Below are 18660 nucleotides of genomic sequence, written 5' to 3' on the forward strand. Positions count from 1 at the left end.
TTATAAGCCCTCCCAATTCTCTATTTCTTTTTTTATCTGGCTGATCATTCGGTTTGTCGCCTCCTCGCCTGCCGATATCATTGCTTCAATATTGGCAAACGAGCTGGAGCTGTATGTTTCAAGAGAAGGGCGAATCATGATATCCGCGGCGATCGTTTGATGTCGCACCAATTCATTTTGCAGTATATCCATACTTTGCATAATTACATCAAAAATATGCGACGCCGTTTCGGTTTTTCGAACCCTGGAGACATCAGAGGCGATGATGATATCAGCGCCCATGTCTTTTACAACAGAAACCGGAATTCGGTCTACGACCGCACCATCTACAAGAAGCCGTCCGTCCAGCTTCTGCGGAATAAAGATACCCGGTATGCTTATGCTGGCCCGCACCGCATCTGACACTGATCCTTTGCGGAACACAATCTTTTCTCCCGTCTGTAAATCACATGCAACAATGCCCAGCGGGATTTGAAGCTCTTCGATCGGTTTTCCGAATGTATAAGCATGCACAAGCTGCCTGACGCGGTCACCTTTTAAAAAACCGAGTCTGGGCACCGTATAATCAGCATAAAACCGCCGTTTAAAGGCTTTGGCGACTTTTTTCATCGTTGCCACGTCATGGCCGGCGGCATAGAAACTGCCCACCAAAGCGCCCATGCTGCTCCCCGCAATCATATCCACTTCAATTTGGTGCTTATGTAAACTGGAAAGCACACCGAGATGAGCGAGCCCTCTGGCCCCTCCCGATCCTAACGCTAACCCGATTTTAGGTTTGGCCAACGCGTTAACCTCCTGCCTGAATTCCCTGTATACCGAATTCTATGGTCTAAACTGAACCCCTATGCTCGTATATTAGTACAAAGAATCAAGAGGACAGGTACTGCTTGGCCGTTTCGTGTCATACATTATTTTATCATGATATACATGTCATTGGGCATTTTTAGCATCGGGGAGGTAAGAATGAACTTGTCGAAGATTAATACACTTTTGATTGCTTCGTTTTTTCTTTTTTTAACAGCGACTGTCATCTCACATCCGCAGGCTTCATTCGAAGCCTCTAAAACCGGGCTTTCTATGTGGTGGGAGGTTGTGTTTCCGTCATTGCTGCCATTTTTTATTCTGTCTGAACTCTTAATCGGTTTTGGCATTGTACGGTTTGTCGGTGTTTTGCTTGAGCCTTTTATGCGGCCGATCTTTCGTGTGCCGGGTGTCGGCGGCTTCGTACTTGCTATGGGAATGGCATCAGGAAACCCAGCGGGAGCAAAACTCACTGCCCGTCTGCGGCAGGAAAAACAGATTTCAAGAGTAGAAGCAGAACGGCTTGCGTCGTTTACCAATTCTTCAAACCCGCTCTTTATTTTCGGCGCTGTTGCCGTCGGTTTCTTTCAAAACGCGTCATTGGGCATTTTATTGGCTTCTGCACACTATTTGGGGAATCTGGCTGTCGGTTTAACGATGCGTTCCTACGGACGCAAGGAAGAGCAGCATCTCAGAAGGAGGAAAACGATACCTTTTCCTTCGATCAAAGATGCTTTACACGCTCTTCACACTGCCAGACTTGCGGAAAAACGGCCTCTGGGCAAAATTTTAGGCGACGCTGTGACGTCTTCAGTTCAAACGCTTCTTATGGTAGGCGGCTTTATTATTTTATTTTCTGTCTTTAACCGGCTGTTGTCTGTCATTCAGCTGACTGATATTCTGTCTGTTTTCACAAAAGGCGCGCTGACCTTGTTTCAGCTTCCGGCTAAATTGGACATTCCCCTTTTATCAGGGATGTTTGAAATCACGTTAGGAAGCAAGCTTGTCAGCGAGACAGATGTTTCTCTTCTGCAAAAAGCCATTATCGTCAGCTTTATTCTCGGGTTTAGCGGCTTTTCCGTTCAAGCTCAGGTGGCAGGTATTTTATCGGAAACCGATATCAGATTTAAACCATTCTTTATCGCACGTTTGCTGCAGGGCGTTTATGCGGCCGTGTTCGTCATGCTTTTATGGAAACCTCTTTACATAGCATGGCATGATCCATATCAGCATGTATTCAAACCTCTTAATAGCGGCGAAATGCCAACTGCATTTATAAACGGATGGAATCTGCTTGTGCAGATTGGGCCTGCTGTCACATTATGCGCGCTGTTTACGTACATTATCATTTTTTCTTACAGACTGACAAACGGAACAAAAAAAGGATGAGTCAAAACCCTCATCCTTGTCTGAATTTTTGCTGAAGCGCCAGCTCTACTTCCGGCGGCACAAACTCTGATACCGAGCCATTGTATCTTGCCACTTCTTTTACGATGCTTGAACTTAAAAACGAATATTGATTGTTTGTCATCATAAAAAACGTCTCAATGGATTCATCCAGCACACGGTTTACGGATGTCCCCTGCATCTCGTATTCAAAATCAGATACCGCTCTCAAGCCTCTTAAAATCGCTTTCGCATTTTTTCTTTTTGCATAATCGATCAACAGCCCTTGCGACGTTTCAACTGTTATGTTTGGAATGTCTTTTGTCACTTCTCTCAGAAGCTCACACCGTTCTTCCACACTGAACAAGGGCTTTTTTGAAGAATTATTCAGCACACATACATACACTTGTTCAAAAATATACGCCCCGCGTCTGATGATGTCCAAATGCCCGTAGGTCACCGGATCAAAACTGCCGGGACAGACAGCTATACTCGCCACATCACTACCCCCTCTTTTTATAAATCGCCACCCCTGTAAGCCCGTAGGTTTCTTTCCTTGTCCTCACAAGATCTCCTACGGTTTCGGGAAGCTCAACCTCTCTGTCATGCTCAGCAACGATAAAGCCGTCTTCTTCCAGCATTTGATATTCGTCAATCATCGTTAAGAGCGCTTTCAGCTTTTGTTCCTTATACGGCGGATCAAGAAAAATTCCGTGAAAGCCTGTTTCTCTTTTGGCAGCAGCATGCAAAGCCCGTTCCGCATCATTGCGGTATACCTGTGCATGTTTTGTAAGCTCCAGCGTTTTCAAATTTGATTTTACCGTTTGAATTGCTTTAAAATCACGGTCAACAAATATACAATGCTCAAATCCGCGTGAAAGCGCTTCGATTCCTAGGCCTCCGCTCCCCGCGAATAAGTCAAGTCCCCTGCCCCCGTCAAAATAAGGGCCGATCATATTGAAAATGGATTCCTTCACTTTGTCGGTTGTCGGTCTTGTTGATGTTCCCGGCACAGCCTTTAATGAACGGCCTTTTTTTGATCCAGAAATTACTCTCATGTTCCACACCACTTTTTCTAAAAGCTATTTTGTTTCTTTGTTCGGCCGGACGCCGCTATGTACATAGAAAAAAATCATCCCTATCTTAACATAAAGCATTCTTTCAAACAATGAACGCTAATCTTGATAAACAGGTGTATAGGCAGAATGATCCTTGTCCATACTATAAGCAACAGCATCTAGAGGATGTTGTTGCCAACCGCGGAGAAGACTTACGTTTCCCCATAAGTTCTTCCTCCGGTTTCTCCTCTCCCTTTGCCTTCTCCTTAACATGTTAAGGAATAGAAGGACCCCGCAGAAGCCTGCGGGGATTTTTTTATACAGCTATATTCCGATTTTATAATCGTATTCTTTTGCTTTATCAAGCTTTGACTCGAATTCCAATTTTAAAAACGGTTTATAAGAAGGCTCTACTTTTTTCACAAACGAGTACGATGCGATCTTGTCCATTGTTTTTTCAATTTGGTCCATATCGCAATACAGCACGACATATTTTAAGCGTTTTGATACATAGTGCACATTTCCGAACTTCCTCAGCATTTTGCTTTGCTTAAGGGAATGCAAATACACAACCATGCCCTGGCGCCTATTCTCCAATACAATCACCTGCCTGATTTCTCTTTTATGTAAAAGACGAGACGGCCAGTCTCGTCAGGATACTTTGCATCCGCAGCTTCCGCCTGAACCGCAGCCGCCTCCGCATGAAGACAAACCGTCAAAATAAGGGTTCCCAGTCGGAACTTTAACATGCTCTGAAACAGCAGTCCCAATCTCGACGCTAACCTCGTCAAGAATAGACTGGAGCTCATTTTCAGCTCTCTTGAAGTCAGCCACCTTATCGTTCAGGTCCAGCTCCCGCTTGATCTCCCTCATTTTCCGGGATATTTCTCTATAGTCAGGATGATATTTACCAAAACGCTGTACATCCTCATACTGCTCTTTTATTTTGATAAAAGAACGAATAATCCGCCCTGCCTCTTCATCTTCCTGGAGACGCTTGTAACAATTGCGGTAGTTCTCAGCCGTCTCCGACTGCAGAATCATCTCGGCAAGCTGCTGAGCTTCACTTTGAAGCCGCACGGATTCCATCGTCGCATACATAACACGCACCTCCAGTTGTTAGTTTACCATGAAACCAACCAATTGGAAAATGCTTAACCGCAGCCCGAAAACAATCTCACGAAAAAAGACCCTCTTTCGGGCCTTTTAATCTTTTGTCCGCATCGCTTGAAACATTTGCATCATCATTTGCGCCATTTGAACCCCGTTCGAAAACTGGTTCACCCGGTGCGGTATGGTTTTTTCATAAAAGTTCATCATCTCAAGCTGAAAGGAGGACAGATCATCCGGTTTTCTCGAAAGCCTGCGGTACCATATCGGCTGTTCTCTGATGAATCGTTTCCGTTCTTCGTTTGCTAAAATAAATTCCTGAACCTCTTTGCGCATATGAGCTCCCCTTTTTTAATCCTTTCGAAAAGAAAAAGGATGCTGTCCAGAGCCTGGCTGAGATTGCTTCTGGCCGTTTCCGGAAAATGTATGAAGAAGACTTTGCAACGATGAGATCGACTGGCTCATTTTATTGATTTGTTCGTTCATTTGATTGACATCCATCTTTTTCACCGCTATCACCATCTTAGAGACAAAATCATTTTTTTGCGGTGTTTCAGGCACATCTTCCGCAGCTTCTTCCGGTTCCCGATATGGATCCCAAATCGGGTCGCTCTCCCCAAAGAGAACCCAATTTTCATAAACGTCCTGCCAGCTTCTTTGTTCTTTACGCACTTCTTTTATCAGCTTGGGATGCTTTTTGACGAATTGTTTAAAGTCATTGATTGAATGATTGCCATGTTGATTCGCCACAATCCTCACCCCCTCCGAAAATCGATACCTACTACAATGTATCGTTTTGTGAGGCATTGTGTTCGCCTATATTCATTCAGGCATGAATTTTTAACCTTGCCTCCATACACATAAAAGCCGTAGCCTTAGAAGGAATGGGAATCTGCATCCTCTGTTACCATCAGTACTTGCACTATCAGCTTTTGCGGAATAGGAAAAGCCGCGGAACCATTCGTCCGCGGCTTTTCATTACCATCGTTTAATAAAATTTTGGGTGTAATATTTTCGGTCTACTCCGACACCAAGATGCGTATAATCTGAATTCAGAAGCGCCTTTCGATGGCCTTCACTATTCAGCCAGCCTTCTACAGCGGCCGGACCGTCCACATAATTGTATGCGATATTTTCTCCCGCTTGCTGAAAGTCAACATCCCCTTCTTCTAAGCGGTCTTTCAGTGAGCCGTATTTTTTAGAGACATGGGAGAAATAGTTATTGTCCTTCATATCCTCGCTATGTCCAAAAGCCACTTCCGCCGTCGGCTGATCCCACTCAAGCTTCGCAAGCCCATGTTTGACGCGTATGACATTCGTCAAATCAAGTATTTGCTTTTCGCTCGTTGTTTGGATCTTTTTCCACTTATCATCTGAAACAGCTTTCGGTTCAATCAATTCACCGCGGTACACAACCTCATAAGGTCTTTGCTTAACAAAGGTTTGCGCATCAAATGCCCTGATGCTGGATAGCTTCCCCTCAAATTTGTCCATATACAGCTGGACATACATCTTTCCTACTTTTACAGTCGGTCTTGTATTGATATCCTCTTCAGAAAACTCAAATCGATAGGAATTTCCTTTATACTCTACATTCACAAATGGTGCCACCTGGGTCGTCTTGAATACTTCTCCGGTCGATTCACCAATTTTGAAAGGCTTTGCGTTAATATCATTCCCAGCCGCATATAATGTGACCACTTTATTGTTTAATACCCCGATTTGGATATATTGGTCTTTTCCTTGATTGTATACCCACCAATCATAATCATAAGCTGAAGGGTCAATGCGTTCAGGTTCCCCCAGTTTTTTCGTTACATCATCGGCGGACTTGCCCATAAAGGACAATAACCCTGAAGTCGGCATATGTATTCGTTTGCCGCTTTGCGCTTCCTCATTAGACACTTGAGGCTCGCTGTCATTTGATTTTTTTTCAGGAACAGATCCATATTGAATAAACAGAACATAAGTTCCACAGATAATCAAGAGGATAACCAGTGCTCTCAATATATTTTTCAATCTATCACCCCCGTGGCGAATCACAATGTCTTGCCTTACATCTCATTACAATACAGCCTATTTAACATGTCAAAGATTTATGTGTTAATGAAAAAAGCCTTCTTCTCTATTATCACCCTCGGAAATATCCGATAAGGCACTGCCGGCACGTTCATTGGTTTGTTCAGATAAAGAAAGATCACCAAGCGTGACAATTCCAGTCAGCTTTTTGTTTTTTGTAACAGGTATCCTTCTGAGCTGATGGGATGCCATCAAATGAAGAACCTCATCGACTGAAGCATCTTCCTCCACACTGACAGGTTTTTCGGTCATCGCGTCAGTGATTTTTTGCGAGTTTGGTTTTTTTATGGCGATTCCTCTTAACACGAGATCACGGTCGGTTACGATGCCTACCAGTGTTTCTCCATCCTCATCAACTATCGGAATCGCACCTACATTCGCGTCTTTCATCTTTACCGCAGCTTCATATACATTATCTAATACCGTGCAATATTGCAAGTCGGCTGTCATCAGATCTTTTATTTTTGTCATCCGTATAACCTCCTTTAGTCTAGTGCTATTGTCGTCAAAATTTAATTTTTGCATACTTTCAAAAGAAGAAGATTCATTGAAAGTTTAACGCTTTCATACTATGATTGTCAGGAAAGGTAATTTTTATAAGGAGGGGTCAGTGTTGAAGTTTACTGAAAGCGGACTTGAAGGGGTAAAGGCTGAGCTAAGCTGGCTGGACGACTTGATGGAAAGCAAAGGCCTCGTCAGAGCGGGTCAATGGGATTACGAAAGAGTCACCTATGACAGGAAGTTTTCGACGATCGAGGGTACGTTTTATCTGCGGATACAAGGCATTGCGGCAGAGGGCGATGTTGGAAGCGGCCGCGCCGTGATTCAATTAATGTCCCCTCTCTTAGGCAAGCATTATTACCCGCATGGAGTAGAATATGGAGAAACGGAAGAGTTTCCCGTACAGGTTGTGACAAAAAGCAAGGCACTGATTCAGGACATCTCCGACTTGTTAAAAACAGTTCAAATGTAATGAAAAGGTACAGCATGTTTTGCTGTACCTTTTATGATATCGTTTGCTGAATATACGGCGGCTCCTCTTGCCCGTCCTTTTCCCTTTCTTTCTTCACCCATTGGAAAAAAATAATCGCCAAAAAAGTACCGTACACAATTTCCTGAATGATTTTCATCATAACCGCTCCGAGCTGCTGATCTTCTAACAAAGGCAGTGTATTGAATATCTCCGGTCCTGTTAATGGGACCTGCCCCATCATATCTGCAGGCACACAAAGCTTCATTGCCTCAGCCCACGCAGACGGATCTGTATAGGTGGCGTATAACGGCGCACCGCTGAACATGATCAGTGCGCAAGCAGGCGTGAGCAGTATACCGTCCGCCATAATATATCCCAGCTTCATCAAGCCGCTGAGCTGCCGAAGACGCTCTACCTTGTGAACAAGCGGCCACCACATCAAAAACGCAAGCACAAAGATAAGCCAAGTCATTAACGTATGGTAAAACGGATCCGTTTTGACAGCATCAAATATAAACGGAACATGATATAAAGAAAAAATGCCGTTAAATAAAAGCAAAGCAATTAAAGGCGTCGAGAAAAATGAAAAAACCGGTTTAATGGCAGGCTTGAAAATGATTTTCTCCCAGAGCCATGCAGGAATTCCCGCGATCAATAACGGCGGGACGACCAAGTACAGCACAGCCATCTGCACCATATGCGCGCTGAACATAATATGTCCGAGCAGATCAACCGGGCTTCCCTCGGCTGCATATAAAAACAGCATCGCCGACAGAAAGCACATCATCTCTTTACCTGTTATCCGTTCAGGCTTTGAAGACATTCGCCTGTAAAAAAAGAGATAAAGCACCGTAATGCCCAACAGGATACAAAAAAGATAAGGGCTCCACATCGCGCGAAACCCAAATACCTCTAACTGATTCATTCCTTCACCTCCGGCGGCTGTTCAAATTACCACCATATAATTGTGACAAACGCAAGCACAGTGATGAACGCGACAAACACCCCTGAATACAAAAACAGTGCCGGCGCCTCATGCCCTTTTTGATTCATATGCATGAAATAATACAGCTGGAAGATGACTTGAACTGCAGCAAGCAGAATAATGAAAGGAATCGTAAACCAGCTGCCGACACCGTCCGTTGCCACAGTCAGAAATGCAACAATCGTAAGACCGATCATTAAGCCAAAAGACAGAACCTGATATTTCATCTCCTGAGCATGCTTCTTTTTTTTAAATTCAAGGTCGCTGTTGATATGCCCTCTGCTTTTTTTACCGACCATGTTTATCCCACCATCCCCATTAAATATACAACGGTAAAGATGAAGACCCACACGACATCAATAAAGTGCCAATAAAGACTGGCAACATAAAACTTAGGCGCCGTATACAGGTTCAGACCCCTCTTTGCATTACGGATCATCAGCGCGCTGATCCACATAAGCCCAAATGCCACGTGGGCGCCGTGTGTACCGACAAGCGTGTAAAACGCGGAACCGAGCGCAGAGCTTGTGATGGTAAAGCCAAACTCATGGGTATAATGCTTAAACTCATAGATTTCCAGTCCTAAAAAGCCAGCCCCCAATAAGATCGTAATTCCCAGCCAAAGCTGCATTTTGCCGAAGGAAAAGTTCTTCATGTGGTACATCGCGTACACACTCGTTAAACTGCTCGTTAACAATAGCATTGTGGCGATAAAAACAAGTGTTACATCGAACATTTCCGTCGTAGGCGGATCACCGGCGTTTGAATTCCGGAGTGCAAGAAACGTTGCGAAGAGAGACGCGAACAAAACTGTCTCTCCCCCAAGAAAAAGCCAAAAGCCTAAAAATTTATTTTTCCCTTCCAGTGTTACTTTTTCGGGAGAAGCTGGAAAGGTTTCTGCGGTGAATTTTTCTTCAATTTGCATTATGCCTTCACCCCTTTATCATCATTCGGCAGTTCCTCTTTATGAATATGATAGCCGTGATCATCAATTACTGAGCGAAGCAGCATCGTAATAAATGTGATGCCGAGTCCGATAAAGATCACCGGCAGCCCCCAAGCGTGATCGGTTCTGTACAGCAGACCGAACGCTGCGACAAAGAGGCCGAAGGAAATGATGAACGGCAGGATTGAACCGTTCGGCATATGAATATCATCAACCGGTTCAGCCGGTGTCATTGATTTGTGTCCTGCCTGCTTCTCGATCCAAAACGGATCAAGCCCTCTGACAAAAGGAAGCTGTTTAAAGTTATACTCCGGCGGCGGTGAAGAAACGGTCCATTCAAGCGTACGTCCGTCCTGCCAAGGATCGGCTCCGACATATTCACCTTTTACTGATGTCCAAATGACATTGACCAGCAGAAGAATAACAGCTGCCGCCATAAAGAACGCTCCGATCGTACTGATCAAGTTGCCGGTTTCAAGACCCTGGCCTGGCAAAAACGTATAAACCCGGCGCGGCATCCCCATCAAACCGACAAAATGCTGAATGAAAAACGTGAGATGAAAGCCGATAAAAAACAATACAAATGAAATTTTCCCCATCGTTTCATGCAGAATCTTACCGAACATTTTCGGCCACCAGAAATGAACACCGGCTAAAAGGCCGAATACCACGCCGCCAATAATGACATAGTGGAAGTGCGCTACCACAAAATACGTATCATGGAACTGATAATCAGCTGCTGCTGCTGCCAGCATGACTCCCGTCACACCGCCGAGCACGAAGGACGGAATAAATGAGACGGCATACAGCATCGCTGTCGTATACTTTACATTTCCTCCCCAGATCGTCAAAAGCCAGTTAAAAATCTTAATCCCGGTCGGTATCGCGATAGCCATTGTGGCAACCGCAAAAATCGCATTTGCAATCGGGCCGAGACCTGTCGTAAACATGTGATGCACCCAAACCATAAAGCCCAAAAAGCCAATGAGCACGATGGCAAAAACCATTGATGAGTACCCAAACAAACGCTTTCTGGCAAACACAGGGATGACCTCTGAAAAAATACCGAATGCAGGCAAAATTAAGATATAAACCTCCGGATGGCCAAAGATCCAAAATAAATGCTCCCAAATGACCGTATTCCCGCCAAGCTCCGGATTAAAGAAATTGGTGCCGAACAGCCGATCCAGCATCATCAGTGCCAATCCGACCGTAAGCGGCGGAAATGCAAACAAAATCAATGCCGAAGCCACAAATGTCGTCCATGTAAACAAAGGCAGCCTCATGTATGTCATGCCCGGAGCCCTCATGTTGATAATCGTGGCCAAAAAGTTAATCCCGGCTATCAGCGTCCCAAGCCCCGATATTTGCAGTCCGAGGACGAAAAAGTCTATGCCGTGCCCTTCAGAATGAAGCGAAAGTGAGGCGTATGACGTCCAGCCCGCGTCTGGTGCTCCGCCCAAAAACCAGCTTAGATTTAAGAAAATGCCCCCGAAAAAGAAGAGCCAAAAACCGAGCGAGTTTAAAAATGGAAACGAAACGTCGCGAGCCCCAATCTGCAAAGGCACGACCGCATTCATCAAGGCAAATAAAAGCGGCATCGCAGCCAGAAAGATCATTGTCGTCCCGTGCATTGTCATTACTTCATTGTACGCTTGGGCACTGAGAAAAGCATTTTCAGGTTTTGCAAGCTGAATTCTGATAAACATCGCTTCAATTCCCCCGACAAGAAAGAAGAATCCCCCGGCGATTAAGTAAAGAATTGCGATTTTTTTATGGTCCACCGTCGTCAAATAATCCCAAAGTATAGATCCGCGCGTCCGTTTTTCTGTAAGCGCATTCAACATATGTGACCTCCCCCAATATCTCCCTTTCTTCCCTACTTGCTTTCCGTTTTTAAGCCTTTTAAGTATTCATAAAGCGCATCTGTTTCACTGTCTGACAGCTTCGGATATGTTCCTGTCATTTTGTTACCCGGTTTTATGCTCTCAGGATCCTTCAGCCAAGCCTTCACATTTTCTTCGTTGGCGTCTTTCACCCCTGCCACTTTTGCCCTTTCACCGAAGGTCGCTAAGTTAGGTGCCGTTCTTGCTGCTTCTGCACGTTTATCATTCGGCTCTACCGCATGGCAGCTTAGACAGTTCTTCTCTTTAAACAGTTCTTCGCCCTGCTTAGCCAAATCACTTTCTGTTGTAGACTTATAGTTTTTCATTTCTTTTGTCCAGCCCTGGAATTCTTTTGCAGACATCGTCTTTACCTTAAAATCCATCAGCGCGTGTGAAGGGCCGCAAAGCTCTGCACACTTCCCAAAAAACATATCTCCTGCTTCTTTGCTTCGTTTTGAATCAAATGTCAGGAAAAACTTATTTTCATTATCTGTATTCGTATCAAGTTTTCCTCCGACTGAAGGAATCCAGAAGGAATGTTTGACATCGGAAGCTTTTAAATTAAAATATACCCGCTGGTCTGTCGGCACAATCAGCTCCTGGCTTGTGATAATGCCGTAATCAGGATATTCAAACTCCCACCAATATAAATTTGCCCGGACATTGACTACAAGCGCATCCTCAGCTTTGCGGCTTTTCTTATCCATTGGTGATGTATCTGCTAGCTCAAGCGTATATAATACGACAGGGATCACAAGAATGATGAGCAGCAAAATCGGGATCACGGTCCATGTGATTTCTAAAAATTTGTTCCCCTCTACCTGTTTCGGTATCGTGTTCTCACCGACCCGTGATCTTCTGAATCTCACAATCACATAAAAGAAGATAACAGATACTACTGCAACAACAACCACCATAATCAATGTGCTGAGCACTGTCAGATCATACTGTTTATCAGCCACCTCGCCAGCAGGCTTGAGTGTGGATAAAAAAGGTTTTCCACATCCGCTTAATAGAAGCGGCACTAAGGCTAATAATGAAATAAGACGCCAATGCTTTACCATTTCACCCAACCCCTTTTCTGGTCAATACAAGGCGGAAAGCAGACTCGAAATTCATCGCAATCCAGCCTACCACCAATAAAGCACTTACATTTCCTCTTCTCTTAAATTATGAGTTTTTTTACTCAAAATGCCATCTATGTATAAAAGTAAAGCCGCCTGATTAAACAAAAGGTCAAGGCGGCATTTACTAGTTGTCATCGTTTATTTTGAAGCGATAAAACAAGCAATGTATCTATTTTTTTAGAAAAGAGTCAAGACAACCATGGCAACGAAATAGATTGTCATGTAATTGAGCGAGTAAACGAACATCTGTGTTGCCCACTTCATGATATTCTTGGAGCGGAAGCCCATCAAGCCGAGAATCAGCCAGCCGATATTTAACAGCAAGCCGAGGATGACAATCGGAAGGCCAAGGCTTCCAAGGAAAAACGGTAGCGGCATCAGACACGCAACCCAGACAATAATTTGTCTTTTTGTCACTTCAAATCCGTATACGACAGGAAGCATCGGAATATTTGCAGCTCTGTAATCCTCCGTTTTCTTAATAGCCAATGCTAAGAAATGAGGAATCTGCCAAATAAATAAAATCATGAATAATACCCATGCCACGACACCGATATTGCCTTCTACTGCCGTCCATCCAATAAGCGGCGGCACTGCACCGGAAACACTTCCTACTACTGTGTTAATCGTATAACGGCGTTTCGTCCACATTGTGTACAATACAACATACGTAAAGACTCCGATAAAACCGATAACGGCAGCCATGACAGTTGTCATCAGCAGCATGATCAATCCTAAAGCAACCAGTAAAATTCCAGACCATAACGCCTGATTCGGCTGAATTTTACCCGTAACCGTAGGTCTTACTTTCGTGCGCTCCATAACATGGTCAATATCCCGGTCATACCAGTTATTGATCGCGCAGGAGCCCGCAATAATCAGAGAAGACCCGATTAATGTAAGAAGAACGGTGTTTATATTGCCTAAAAAACTCAAACCGGAAATATGCAGTGCAAGCCACATTCCAGTAAAAGTCGTGATGAGATTAGAATTGACGATCCCTATTTTAATAAGGGACAGAAAATCTTTCCATGCCGTTGTTTCTTCAATTTGTCCGTCTATAGCTGTATCATTTAAGATTCTGGAGTTAGCCATAACGTAAACCTCCCTTACAAACCTAACGCAGGAGAATAAAAAAACCTGCAACTCTATCATACAAGATAACATCTTGTAAAAAAACATCCTATTAAATATTAAACGACAAACAGGAATTTATTTGTGAACTTTTTATGAATTTTACCAAAGATGAAGGCAATCGCCAAATCGGCAGTGCGTTTACCTTATTTCTATCAGACCCGGCAGGAATAATCAAGTGTACATTTTCCGGAAGCCGTCATTCTATTATATTTTTGTGAACAAAAGGCTCTAAGAATTGCCACAAAACACATATTCGCTTACACTTGGAACGTATATAAAATTGCAGCAGTATGTTGAGAAGGTGAATATTGTATGAATAAAGCATTAAAAGCTCTCGGTGTTCTGACAACATTTGTCATGCTTATTGTTTTAATCGGGGGTGCCCTCGTTACAAAAACAGGTTCCGGCCAAGGATGCGGCAGACAGTGGCCGCTGTGTCACGGCCGTTTTTTCCCTGAACTGAATCCGGCTTCAATTATTGAATGGAGCCACAGATTCGCAAGCGGGATTTCTATTATCCTTGTGTTAAGCCTTGCGTTTTGGTCTTGGAGAAAAATTACGCCTATTTTCCGTGAAACAACGTTTCTCGCGATCATGTCTATTATCTTTTTATTTCTACAGGCACTGCTTGGCGCATTGGCTGTCGTATTCGGTTCAAACGCGCTGATTATGGCGCTTCACTTTGGCATCTCATTGATTTCTTTCGCTTCAGTGCTCATTTTGACATTGCTCATATTTGAAGCTGATAAATCAGTTAGAAAGCTGGTTAAGCCGCTTCAAATCGGCAAAACAATGCAATTTCACATGATAGGGATTTTAATATATTCCTATATCGTTGTGTATACTGGTGCATATGTAAGACATACCGAGTCAAGCTTGGCATGTCCTGATGTACCGCTGTGCAGTCCGCTGAACAATGGACTTCCGACTCAATTCCATGAATGGGTGCAAATGGGCCACAGAGCAGCAGCCTTGCTGTTGTTTGTATGGATTATTGTTGCCGCTGTTCATGCTATTACTTCCTATAAAGATCAAAAACAGATCTTTTGGGGCTGGATCTCATGTCTTATTTTTATCACATTACAGGCGCTGTCCGGTATTATGATCGTATACACTGAACTCGCTCTGGGTTTTGCACTTGCCCACTCGTTCTTTATAGCCTGCCTGTTTGGCGTTCTATGCTATTTCTTATTATTAATTGCACGTTTCCGTTATGAATCCAGACAATCATAACGACTCTAGACCAAAGCCCTACGCTTTGGTCTTTTTTTTTGCCGCTTCATACGCTTCCATCGCTAGTCGCTGAACTTGATGATCAATGAGCGGATCGGTGCGCTCCGTAACCTGCATCATCCTGATTATAGAAACCTCATCAATTTCATATGAGTCCATCTGTATCGCTTCATGATAAAAAATGTGCAGGTAAAGCCTTTTGCCGCGCCTCATTTTAAAAAAACAGATTGAGTCTTAAAGAGATATTCATGGCTTATATCATACTTCACGTTTATAAAGTACTGATCTACCTGAAAGATCGGCAGCAGATAAGTTCTGTTTTTTGTTTTGAATAGAAAATGATTTGTGACAGTGCTGAATTGTCTTCAAGCCTTAAAACCATACACACACTTTCAACTGTTTCACTCCGCTTTTAAAAAAACAAGAGTGTATATCCAATGATATACACTCCGGTTTATTATGCTTTTTCAATTTCGAGAAGAAGATCTCCCGTTTGGATCGGCTCGCCATTTTTGACATGAACCTGCTTGATTGTTCCTGAGAAAGGCGCCTGAACCGTTGTTTCCATTTTCATCGCTTCATTGATCATCAAATGATCACCTTTATTGACTTTTGTGCCTGCTTCAGTCAATACCTTAATAACCGTTCCAGGCATAGAAGCTGCGATGTGACTTGGGTTTGTCCGGTCCGCTTTCAGCCTTTCCTGAACGGAAGACTTGATGCTTTCGTCTTTAATGACAACCTCGCGCGGCTGTCCGTTCAGTTCGAAATAAACGACGCGAGTGGCATCAGGCTGAGGCTCACCGATTGAAATCAGCTTGACAATCAATGTTTTTCCGCGCTCAATTTCCACTTCTATTTCTTCACCTAAGGTCATGCCATAGAAGAATGTCGGCGTATCTAATACCGAAATGTCTCCATAGCTTTCTGCCGTTTTCACATAATCAGAGAAGACTTTAGGATAAAGAGCATACGCCACAGCATCTTGATCTGAAATCTCCAAGTTATGCTGCTCTTTAAAATCCTGTTTGATTGCTTCAAAGGATACCGGCTCTAACAGCTCTCCCGGTCTGACCGTAATCGGCTCCTGGCCTTTTAAGATCAGCTTTTGGAGTTTTTCCGGGAATCCGCCATGAGGTTGGCCAATATTTCCTTTGAAAAGCTCCACTACAGAATCAGGGAAATCTAATGATTCGCCTTTTTCGTAAACGTCCTTTTCAGTGAGATTATTTTGCACCATGTAGAGCGCCATATCTCCGACTACTTTAGAGGAAGGCGTTACCTTCACGATGTCACCGAACATATCGTTGACGCGTCTGTACATTTCCTTAACTTCATTCCAGCGGTCGCCAAGGCCTACTCCTTTCGCCTGCTGCTGCAGGTTGCTGTATTGGCCTCCAGGCATTTCGTGCTCATAAATTTCAGTATGCGGAGACTTCATTCCGCTTTCAAATTCACTATAATATTTACGCACTGACTCCCAATACTGGGACAGCAATTCAACGTCTTGAACATTCATTTCCGGACGGCGGGCGTTGCCTTCCATCGCATGATAAAACCCGCTCGCGCTAGGCTGAGACGTTAATCCCGCCATTGAGCTGACCGCCACGTCTATAATATCAACGCCGGCTTCAACAGCTTTCGCATACATAAAAATACCGTTGCCGCTCGTATCATGCGTATGAAGGTGAACCGGAATGTCGATCGTCTCTTTCAATGCAGAAACGAGTTCATATGCAGCCTGCGGTTTTAACAGTCCCGCCATATCTTTAATTCCGAGAATATGGGCTCCGGCAGCCTCAAGCTCCTTCGCCATCGACGTATAATAAGCAAGATCATATTTCGTGCGGTTCTTGTCAAGAATATCTCCCGTGTAACAAATCGCTGCTTCTGCCACTTTGCCGGTATCCCGAACAGCATCAATGGCTAACGTCATCCCTTTTACCCAGTTTAAGCTGTCGAAAATACGGAACACATCAATACCGGCTTGAGCAGATTGCTTCACAAATTCTTTAATCACATTGTCCGGATAATTCGTATAGCCGACCGCATTTGATGAACGAAGCAGCATCTGGAATAAGGTGTTCGGCACTTCCTTGCGAAGGTCCTCCAAACGCTTCCACGGATCTTCTTTCAGGAATCGGTAAGCTACATCGAAGGTCGCGCCTCCCCACATTTCCATGCTGAATAGCTCAGGCCATAAAGCAGCCGTCGGATTCGCGATTTTTTTCAAATCATGAGATCTGAATCTCGTCGCCAATAACGATTGGTGGGCATCCCTGAATGTCGTATCAGTTAAAAGGACAGATTTCTGCTCCTTAACCCATTTCGCAAGCCCTTCAGCACCTTTTTCATCGAGAATTTGCTTTGTCCCTCTGGCAGGCTGCTGATCAACGTCTACTTTTACGTTTAACGGCTTGTCAAACGCCGGTTTTTCTTTTTTACCGATTCCAGGGAACCCGTTCACTGTCACATTGCCGATGTAAGTGAGCATTTTCGTTCCGCGGTCTTTCTGTTTAGGGAAAATAAATAATTCAGGTGTTGTATCAATGAAAGATGTATCATATTGCCCTGTCAGGAACTTCTCATGCTTTGCAACGTTCTCAAGAAACGGAATGTTTGTTTTAATGCCTCTGATTCTAAACTCCTGAAGGTTTCGGACCATTTTGGCCGCCGCCTGTTCAAACGTTAAAGCCCAAGTGGATAGCTTAACGAGAAGTGAATCATAATACGGCGTAATTACGGCTCCTTGGAAGCTGTTTCCGGTATCAAGACGGACACCAAAACCGCCGCCTGAGCGGTAAGCCATGATTTTTCCTGTATCAGGCATGAAATCATTTTGCGGATCCTCAGTCGTAACCCGTGACTGAATGGCATAGCCGTTTGTAGAAATGTCCTTTTGCTCAGGAATATTTACTTTTTTGCTGTGAAGGCTGTGCCCTTGGGCAACAAGGATCTGTGTTTGAACAATGTCGACACCTGTAATCATTTCTGTAATCGTATGTTCAACTTGTACGCGAGGGTTTACTTCAATAAAGTAGAACTCGTTGTTTGCAACAAGGAATTCAACCGTACCTGCGTTTATATAGTTTACATTTTTCGCAAGCGCAACTGCCGCTTCACAAATCTGATCTCTCAATTCAGGTGACAGCGAGACACTCGGTGCCACTTCAATGACTTTTTGGTGGCGTCTTTGAACAGAACAGTCCCTCTCAAAAAGGTGGACGACATTGCCCTGCTTGTCTCCAATCACCTGAACCTCAATATGTTTCGGATTTTCAATCAATTTTTCTACATAAACTTCATCATTGCCAAAGGCTGCTTTTGCTTCTGATTTTGCACGCTCATATGCTTCTTTGACTTCACTTTCAGATCTGACAATCCGCATACCGCGGCCGCCGCCGCCAAGCGAAGCTTTAATGATAATCGGATAACCGTTAGTTTGTCCAAATTGTTCGACTGCTTCAAGCGTTTCTGCAGGACCGTCGCTTCCGGGAATCACAGGGATTCCGGCTTTTTCTGCCTGCTCACGCGCTTTTACCTTGTCACCAAACATATCTAGATGCCCGGATTTTGGACCAATGAATACGATGCCTTCTTCTTCACATCGTTTCGCGAAATGGATATTTTCAGATAAGAAACCGTATCCCGGATGAATCGCATCGACTTTGTTTCTTTTCGCAATATCAATGATACCCTCAATATCCAGGTAAGCATCAATCGGTTTTTTCCCTTCACCGACCAGGTATGCTTCATCCGCTTTGTACCGATGGTAGGAACCGGAATCTTCTTTTGAATAGACCGCAACAGTACGAATATTTAATTCGGTACAAGCCCGAAATATTCGGATTGCAATTTCTCCCCTGTTTGCTACTAATACTTTTTGTATCGTTTGCTGAGACAAACTTTTCTCCCCCTTACCCGAATGGAATATAATCT

General features: G+C 44.0%; 20 protein-coding genes. 3 read left to right on the plus strand and 17 right to left on the minus strand.

The annotated features are described in order from the left end of the window. Positions 1-783, minus strand: coding sequence for a patatin family protein (locus KHQ79_RS10730; RefSeq protein WP_003238724.1), 783 nt, complete (start codon positions 781-783; stop codon positions 1-3). A 180-nt stretch (positions 784-963) separates the two neighbouring features. On the opposite strand from KHQ79_RS10730, the gene spoVV reads away from it, so the two are divergent. Continuing rightward, a complete protein-coding gene (gene spoVV, locus KHQ79_RS10735) occupies positions 964-2190 on the plus strand; it encodes a dipicolinic acid transporter SpoVV (protein ID WP_225515105.1) in 1227 nt (408 codons plus the stop codon). A gap of 10 nt (positions 2191-2200) precedes the next feature. Here spoVV and coaD read toward each other — a convergent pair whose 3' ends face one another. The 8 genes from coaD to KHQ79_RS10775 form a co-directional block, all read right to left on the minus strand. Further along, the gene (gene coaD / locus KHQ79_RS10740) at positions 2201-2686 is read right to left on the minus strand and encodes a pantetheine-phosphate adenylyltransferase (RefSeq protein ID WP_225515107.1); all 486 of its coding nucleotides are present in this window, start codon (positions 2684-2686) and stop codon (positions 2201-2203) included. Positions 2687-2690: 4 nt separating this feature from the next. After that, positions 2691-3245 carry a 16S rRNA (guanine(966)-N(2))-methyltransferase RsmD gene (rsmD, locus tag KHQ79_RS10745; protein WP_225515109.1) on the minus strand — a complete coding sequence of 185 codons (555 nt, stop codon included), beginning with the start codon at positions 3243-3245 and terminating at the stop codon, positions 2691-2693. A gap of 324 nt (positions 3246-3569) precedes the next feature. After that, positions 3570-3842, minus strand: coding sequence for a YlbG family protein (locus KHQ79_RS10750; RefSeq protein WP_009967171.1), 273 nt, complete (start codon positions 3840-3842; stop codon positions 3570-3572). A gap of 54 nt (positions 3843-3896) precedes the next feature. Further along, on the minus strand, positions 3897-4346 hold the full coding sequence (ricF, locus tag KHQ79_RS10755; RefSeq protein WP_003221370.1) for a regulatory iron-sulfur-containing complex subunit RicF: 450 nt from the start codon (positions 4344-4346) through the stop codon (positions 3897-3899). 105 nt (positions 4347-4451) lie between these two features. Further along, positions 4452-4691: a YlbE-like family protein gene (locus KHQ79_RS10760; protein ID WP_003238732.1), complete on the minus strand. Its 240-nt coding sequence runs from the start codon at positions 4689-4691 to the stop codon at positions 4452-4454. Positions 4692-4706: 15 nt separating this feature from the next. Continuing rightward, a complete protein-coding gene (gene ylbD, locus KHQ79_RS10765) occupies positions 4707-5105 on the minus strand; it encodes a YlbD family protein (RefSeq protein WP_225515111.1) in 399 nt (132 codons plus the stop codon). 228 nt (positions 5106-5333) lie between these two features. After that, the gene (locus tag KHQ79_RS10770) at positions 5334-6374 is read right to left on the minus strand and encodes a CAP domain-containing protein (protein ID WP_225515113.1); all 1041 of its coding nucleotides are present in this window, start codon (positions 6372-6374) and stop codon (positions 5334-5336) included. Positions 6375-6458: 84 nt separating this feature from the next. Then, the gene (locus tag KHQ79_RS10775) at positions 6459-6905 is read right to left on the minus strand and encodes a CBS domain-containing protein (protein ID WP_003238738.1); all 447 of its coding nucleotides are present in this window, start codon (positions 6903-6905) and stop codon (positions 6459-6461) included. Positions 6906-7044: 139 nt separating this feature from the next. Here KHQ79_RS10775 and KHQ79_RS10780 point away from each other — a divergent pair, with 139 nt between their 5' ends. Next, the gene (locus KHQ79_RS10780) at positions 7045-7407 is read left to right on the plus strand and encodes a YugN family protein (protein WP_003238740.1); all 363 of its coding nucleotides are present in this window, start codon (positions 7045-7047) and stop codon (positions 7405-7407) included. Positions 7408-7438: 31 nt separating this feature from the next. Here KHQ79_RS10780 and ctaG read toward each other — a convergent pair whose 3' ends face one another. From ctaG to cyoE, 6 genes are all read right to left on the minus strand, one after another. Continuing rightward, positions 7439-8332 (minus strand): cytochrome c oxidase assembly factor CtaG, encoded by an 894-nt coding sequence (gene ctaG, locus KHQ79_RS10785; RefSeq protein ID WP_060398565.1) that lies wholly within the window; start codon positions 8330-8332, stop codon positions 7439-7441. A 26-nt stretch (positions 8333-8358) separates the two neighbouring features. Beyond that, positions 8359-8691, minus strand: a complete 333-nt coding sequence (ctaF, locus tag KHQ79_RS10790) for a cytochrome c oxidase subunit IVB (RefSeq protein WP_003238744.1) — start codon at positions 8689-8691, stop codon at positions 8359-8361. 2 nt (positions 8692-8693) lie between these two features. Beyond that, the gene (gene ctaE, locus KHQ79_RS10795) at positions 8694-9317 is read right to left on the minus strand and encodes a cytochrome c oxidase subunit III (RefSeq protein ID WP_060398564.1); all 624 of its coding nucleotides are present in this window, start codon (positions 9315-9317) and stop codon (positions 8694-8696) included. Continuing rightward, positions 9317-11185, minus strand: coding sequence for a cytochrome c oxidase subunit I (gene ctaD, locus KHQ79_RS10800; protein WP_003238747.1), 1869 nt, complete (start codon positions 11183-11185; stop codon positions 9317-9319). Before ctaD ends, ctaE begins: the two co-directional genes overlap by 1 nt. A gap of 32 nt (positions 11186-11217) precedes the next feature. Continuing rightward, the gene (coxB, locus tag KHQ79_RS10805) at positions 11218-12288 is read right to left on the minus strand and encodes a cytochrome c oxidase subunit II (RefSeq protein ID WP_060398563.1); all 1071 of its coding nucleotides are present in this window, start codon (positions 12286-12288) and stop codon (positions 11218-11220) included. A gap of 240 nt (positions 12289-12528) precedes the next feature. Continuing rightward, the gene (gene cyoE / locus KHQ79_RS10810) at positions 12529-13446 is read right to left on the minus strand and encodes a heme o synthase (RefSeq protein ID WP_003221348.1); all 918 of its coding nucleotides are present in this window, start codon (positions 13444-13446) and stop codon (positions 12529-12531) included. Positions 13447-13800: 354 nt separating this feature from the next. Between cyoE and ctaA the strand changes: the two genes are divergently transcribed. Next, the gene (gene ctaA / locus KHQ79_RS10815) at positions 13801-14721 is read left to right on the plus strand and encodes a heme A synthase CtaA (RefSeq protein WP_003238753.1); all 921 of its coding nucleotides are present in this window, start codon (positions 13801-13803) and stop codon (positions 14719-14721) included. Between the two features lie 18 nt (positions 14722-14739). On the opposite strand, the gene KHQ79_RS10820 is transcribed toward ctaA, so the two are convergent. Beyond that, positions 14740-14880, minus strand: a complete 141-nt coding sequence (locus KHQ79_RS10820; protein ID WP_225515115.1) for a hypothetical protein — start codon at positions 14878-14880, stop codon at positions 14740-14742. Between the two features lie 298 nt (positions 14881-15178). Then, positions 15179-18625, minus strand: a complete 3447-nt coding sequence (gene pyc / locus KHQ79_RS10825; RefSeq protein ID WP_019258317.1) for a pyruvate carboxylase — start codon at positions 18623-18625, stop codon at positions 15179-15181. Positions 18626-18660: the final 35 nt, after the last annotated feature.

This window comes from Bacillus sp. TSO22, from assembly GCF_020223595.1.
GTDB lineage: Bacteria > Bacillota > Bacilli > Bacillales > Bacillaceae > Bacillus > Bacillus inaquosorum.

Coding starts and splice junctions, on each gene's coding strand:
- spoVV (WP_225515105.1), top strand. CDS start 964: ATGAACTTGTCGAAGATTAATACACTTTTGATTGCTTCGTTTTTTCTT.
- rsmD (WP_225515109.1), bottom strand. CDS start 3,245: ATGAGAGTAATTTCTGGATCAAAAAAAGGCCGTTCATTAAAGGCTGTG.
- ricF (WP_003221370.1), bottom strand. CDS start 4,346: ATGTATGCGACGATGGAATCCGTGCGGCTTCAAAGTGAAGCTCAGCAG.
- KHQ79_RS10760 (WP_003238732.1), bottom strand. CDS start 4,691: ATGCGCAAAGAGGTTCAGGAATTTATTTTAGCAAACGAAGAACGGAAA.
- KHQ79_RS10775 (WP_003238738.1), bottom strand. CDS start 6,905: ATGACAAAAATAAAAGATCTGATGACAGCCGACTTGCAATATTGCACG.
- ctaG (WP_060398565.1), bottom strand. CDS start 8,332: ATGAATCAGTTAGAGGTATTTGGGTTTCGCGCGATGTGGAGCCCTTAT.
- ctaF (WP_003238744.1), bottom strand. CDS start 8,691: ATGGTCGGTAAAAAAAGCAGAGGGCATATCAACAGCGACCTTGAATTT.
- ctaE (WP_060398564.1), bottom strand. CDS start 9,317: ATGCAAATTGAAGAAAAATTCACCGCAGAAACCTTTCCAGCTTCTCCC.
- ctaD (WP_003238747.1), bottom strand. CDS start 11,185: ATGTTGAATGCGCTTACAGAAAAACGGACGCGCGGATCTATACTTTGG.
- coxB (WP_060398563.1), bottom strand. CDS start 12,288: ATGGTAAAGCATTGGCGTCTTATTTCATTATTAGCCTTAGTGCCGCTT.
- cyoE (WP_003221348.1), bottom strand. CDS start 13,446: ATGGCTAACTCCAGAATCTTAAATGATACAGCTATAGACGGACAAATT.
- ctaA (WP_003238753.1), top strand. CDS start 13,801: ATGAATAAAGCATTAAAAGCTCTCGGTGTTCTGACAACATTTGTCATG.
- KHQ79_RS10820 (WP_225515115.1), bottom strand. CDS start 14,880: ATGGACTCATATGAAATTGATGAGGTTTCTATAATCAGGATGATGCAG.